Origin of the sequence: Agrobacterium sp., assembly GCF_032092815.1 — a bacterium.
GTDB lineage: Bacteria > Pseudomonadota > Alphaproteobacteria > Rhizobiales > Rhizobiaceae > Agrobacterium.
Genome location: NZ_DAMDBP010000030.1, coordinates 49,674 through 54,657, shown reverse-complemented (window position 1 = coordinate 54,657; position 4,984 = coordinate 49,674). Strand labels below are relative to the sequence as shown.

Here is a 4,984-nt window from a genome sequence, read left to right as displayed (position 1 = left end):
CGAAACGAGCGTGGCTGGCGTGGTTAGATCCTCGCCTCAAGGGCGAGGATGACGTAGAGAAAATAGCAGGCACAAAGCCGCCGTGTATGCATCACACCAGCTTGGCCAAATGTTGCGCACCATTCGGTGCATTGACCTTGCCGCCGGTGATGAAAAACGCAAAGACATCGCGTTTTTTCTGTTCCGGCTTGCGGTCTGGTGCCACAAGCGGCAGATCGTCAGGCACACCGCCCGCCGCATAGGTTTTCAACCGGTCGGCCCAGTCCTTGATGTCCTTTTCCGGGTAGCAGGTCGCGATATCGTCCTCGCCCTTTTGCAGGCGGCAATAGACAAAATCGGCCGTTACATCTGGCAGAAGCGGATAATCATGATGGTCGGCGCAGACCACCGCCACCTTGTGTTTGGCAAGGAGCTCAATGAACTCAGGCACCATAAAGGTTTCATTGCGCACTTCCACCACGTGCTGCAGCATCAATCCGTCCTGCTTTTCGGGCAAAAGCGCCAGAAAAGCCGCAAAATCATCCGGCTCGAACTTCTTGGTTGGCGCAAACTGCCACAGGATTGGCCCGAGATGGTCGCCAAGTTCCGTCAGCCCCTGCGTCAGGAACTTTTCCATGGAGTCACCGGCCTCGGCCAGCACCTTGCGGTTGGTCACATAACGGCTGGCTTTCAGCGAAAACACAAAACCATCAGGCACTTCCGAGGCCCATTTGGCAAAGGTTGCCGGTTTCTGGCTGCCATAATAGGTGCCATTGACCTCGATGGCCGAAAGCTGGCGGCTGGCATGTTCCAGCTGGCGCTTCTTGGCCAGCTTTTCCGGGTAGAACGTGCCTTCCCACGGATCAAACGTCCAACCACCAATGCCTGTTCTGATCGTGCCGGATGAAGCCGTCATGATATAAGTCCTATTCTGCTGCGGCCCTGTTTTTACCCGGACGACGTTCCAGAAGTTCTTTCAGGAACTGGCCGGTATAGGAGCGCTCTTCCTTCACAATGGTTTCCGGTGTGCCCGCTGCCACAACTTCACCGCCACCGGTGCCACCTTCAGGGCCGATATCGATGATCCAGTCAGCTGTCTTGATGACCTCGAGATTGTGCTCGATCACCACAACGGAGTTGCCCTGGTTGACCAGCTCATGCAGCATTTCCAGAAGCTTGGCGACATCATGGAAATGCAGGCCGGTGGTCGGCTCGTCGAGAATATAAAGCGTGCGGCCGGTGGAACGTTTCGACAGTTCCTTGGCCAGTTTCACGCGCTGCGCTTCACCACCAGACAGTGTGTTGGCCTGCTGGCCAACCTTGATGTAACCAAGACCCACATCAAACAGCGATTGCAGCTTGTCACGCACCGCCGGAACCGCCGAGAAGAACTCGACACCTTCCTCAACCGTCATATCAAGCACGTCGGCAATCGACTTGCCCTTGAAGGTCACATCAAGCGTTTCGCGGTTGTACCGTTTGCCGTGGCAGACATCGCAGGTCACATACACATCCGGCAGGAAGTGCATCTCAATCTTGATGACACCGTCGCCCTGGCAGGCCTCGCAGCGACCACCCTTGACGTTGAACGAAAAACGGCCGGGCTGGTAACCACGCGCCTTGGCCTCCGGCAGACCGGCAAACCAGTCACGGATCGGCGTGAACGCACCGGTATAGGTGGCCGGGTTGGAGCGTGGTGTGCGGCCAATCGGCGACTGGTCGATGTCGATCACCTTGTCGATGAATTCGAGACCATCGATGCGGTCATGTTCGGCCGGAATTTCACGCGCACCCATCACGCGGCGTGCCGCAGACTTGTACAGGGTTTCAATCAAGAAGGTCGACTTGCCACCACCGGACACACCGGTGACGGCGGTAAACACACCCAGCGGCACGGAGGCGGTGACGTTTTTCAGGTTGTTGCCGCGTGCGCCAACCACCTTGATTTCCTTGCCCTTCTTCGGCTTGCGGCGTTCCGCCGGCACAGGCACACCCATTTCACCGGAGAGATATTTGCCGGTCAGCGAATTGGGGTTGTTCATCACGGCTTCAGGGCTGCCCTGGGCAATGACCTGACCGCCATGAATACCGGCGGCCGGGCCAATATCAACCACGTAATCGGCGGTCATGATGGCATCTTCATCATGCTCCACCACAATCACCGTGTTGCCGATGTCGCGCAGGTGCTGCAGCGTGTCGAGCAGGCGGGCATTGTCGCGTTGGTGCAGACCAATCGATGGTTCGTCCAGCACGTATAGAACGCCCGTCAGACCCGAACCGATCTGCGATGCCAGGCGAATACGCTGGCTTTCACCACCGGACAACGTGCCGGAATTACGCGACAGGCTGAGATAATCGAGGCCGACATCATTAAGGAAGCGCAGGCGTTCGCGGATCTCCTTCAAGATACGAACGGCAATTTCATTCTGTTTCGCTGTCAGCGTTTCCGGCAGAACCTCAAACCAGTCACGGGCCGTGCGGATCGACATTTCAGTGACCTGGCCAATATGCAGCTTGTTGATTTTCACCGCCAGCGCTTCCGGCTTCAGGCGATAACCGGCACAGGCCGGGCAGGGCGCTGCCGACATGTAACGCTCAATATCCTCACGCGCCCAGGCGCTGTCGGTTTCCTTCCAGCGGCGCTCGAGGTTCGGCACGATGCCTTCGAAGTTTTTCACGGTTTTATAAGAGCGCGCACCATCGGCGTAATGGAACTCGATCTTTTCTTCCGTGCCCTGCAAGATGGCGCTTTTTGCCTCGGCAGACAGGTCGGACCAGCGGCTGGACAGCTTGAAATCAAACACCTTGCCCAACGCTTCCAGCGTCTGGTTATAATAAGGTGAGGTTGATTTTGCCCAGGGCGCAATGGCGCCGTCTTTCAGCGTGCGGTTGGGTTCCGGCACGATCAGCGCATTGTCCACCTTCTGCTGCGAGCCAAGGCCATCACAGGTTGGGCAGGCACCAAACGGGTTGTTGAAGGAAAACAGCCGCGGCTCGATTTCCGGAATGGTAAAACCGGAGACAGGGCAGGCAAATTTTTCTGAAAACAGCACCCGCTCATGGGTTTCGTTGAGAGACTTGTTGGCAGAACCACCGGCCGCCGTTTCCTCGGCCGGCAGTGGCTTGTCAGCAAATTCGGCAATTGCCAGACCATCGGCCAGGCGCAGACATGTCTCGAGACTGTCTGCCAGACGGGTCGCCATATCAGCGCGCACCACGGCACGGTCCACCACCACGTCTATGTCGTGTTTGTATTTCTTGTCCAGCGCCGGCACATCGGCAATTTCGTAGAACTGGCCATCCACCTTGACGCGCTGAAAACCCTTTTTCTGCAGCTCGGCCATTTCCTTTTTATATTCGCCTTTGCGGCCGCGCACGATTGGCGCCAGAATATAAAGACGCGTGCCTTCCTCGAATGCCAGAATGCGGTCCACCATCTGGCTCACCGTCTGGCTTTCAATCGGCAGGCCGGTGGCCGGCGAATAGGGCACGCCCACACGCGCAAACAACAGGCGCATATAGTCGTAGATTTCGGTCACCGTGCCCACCGTCGAGCGCGGGTTGCGCGAGGTGGTTTTCTGCTCGATGGAAATGGCCGGCGACAGACCCTCGATCTGGTCGACATCTGGCTTCTGCATCATTTCCAGAAACTGGCGCGCATAGGCAGAAAGGCTTTCCACGTAGCGGCGCTGGCCTTCGGCATAGATGGTGTCAAATGCTAGGGACGATTTGCCAGAACCGGACAGCCCCGTCATCACGATAAGCTTGTTGCGCGGCAGGTCGAGATCAATGCCTTTGAGGTTATGTTCTCTGGCACCACGGATGGAAATCGTCTTCAATTCGCTCATGACAAGGCTCGGAATATAAGTTGGCAGGCAGGGTCGGGCACTTATGTAGTGAGGCCAAGCCCGGAGTCGAGTTTAATCGTATGGAATAGCTGCTTTTCGATTCTGTTCCGTTGGATAATAGAGAAATATTGGAACAAAGAAAGAACAAACTTGACGTAAAAACATTCCCGGTCAATGTTACGCGCACATTCCTTGTGGATTGTGTGGCGGTAAAGGTGCCCATTGGCCACCTCTATGGTCTATGGTTCCACCGGTATTTGAAAAGAAGTTTTCCGGGCGCAAGGCGCGGAGCAAGGATAACGAGATGGCAGGCAGTGTAAACAAGGTAATTTTGATCGGCAATGTCGGGGCAGACCCTGAAATTCGCCGCACGCAGGACGGTCGCCCGATTGCCAATCTTCGTATTGCCACCTCGGAAAGCTGGCGTGACCGCAACAGCGGCGAACGCAAGGAAAAGACTGAATGGCACACGGTTGTCGTGTTCAACGAAGGTCTTTGCAAGGTTATTGAACAATACGTCAAGAAGGGCGCCAAGCTTTACATCGAAGGCGCGCTGCAAACCCGCAAGTGGCAGGACCAGAACGGCAATGACCGCTACTCCACCGAAGTGGTGCTGCAGGGCTTCGGCTCCACGCTGACCATGCTGGATGGTCGCGGTGAAGGCGGCGGCCGTGGCGGAGACTTCGGCGGCGGCGGCAATGATTACGGTGGCGGCTCGTCGGGCGGTTACGGCGGCGGTTCCTCTGGTGGCGGTTATGGCGGCGGTTACGACCAGCAGCCTTCGCGTGGCGGCGGCGGCGGCGGTCGCGGCGGCCAGTCCTCTGGCGGTGGTGGTTTCTCCAACGACATGGACGACGATATCCCGTTCTGATCCACCCGATGTGATTGACATCTGATCCCATTAAAAAGCCCGGAAGGCATGAGCTTTCCGGGCTTTTTTCATGGCTTGGAGTTGGCCTCGCGCCTCAGCTTTCAGGCCTGGCCACAAACGCAAATGTCGGCTCGTAGGTCACTGGAAAATTAACCGACCGGGCGATGAAACACACCTCGTGAATGCGGTGGTGAATGGCAGTTGCGACCTCGATGTCTGTACCATCAAGCACGGTAATGCGTGGCCGCAACACGGCCGAGGTAAAACGCCCGGCACCGCTTTTTTC

4 protein-coding genes are annotated in these 4,984 nt (G+C 56.9%); 1 reads left to right on the top strand and 3 read right to left on the bottom strand.

Annotated elements, in window-relative coordinates; translation table 11 throughout:
• Positions 1-91: 91 nt before the first annotated feature.
• Together RT613_RS16815 and uvrA are read right to left on the bottom strand one after the other, a co-directional pair.
• The gene (locus RT613_RS16815; RefSeq protein WP_313617155.1) at positions 92-895 is read right to left on the bottom strand and encodes a DUF72 domain-containing protein; all 804 of its coding nucleotides are present in this window, start codon (positions 893-895) and stop codon (positions 92-94) included.
• A 10-nt stretch (positions 896-905) separates the two neighbouring features.
• Entirely contained in the window at positions 906-3,827 is a 2,922-nt protein-coding gene (gene uvrA / locus RT613_RS16810) for an excinuclease ABC subunit UvrA (RefSeq protein ID WP_313617153.1), read from the bottom strand.
• A gap of 304 nt (positions 3,828-4,131) precedes the next feature.
• Here uvrA and RT613_RS16805 point away from each other — a divergent pair, with 304 nt between their 5' ends.
• Entirely contained in the window at positions 4,132-4,698 is a 567-nt protein-coding gene (locus RT613_RS16805) for a single-stranded DNA-binding protein (RefSeq protein ID WP_313617151.1), read from the top strand.
• 94 nt (positions 4,699-4,792) lie between these two features.
• On the opposite strand, the gene RT613_RS16800 is transcribed toward RT613_RS16805, so the two are convergent.
• Positions 4,793-4,984: OsmC family protein (locus RT613_RS16800; protein ID WP_409558841.1), on the bottom strand; the 192-nt coding region annotated here is incomplete at its 5' end.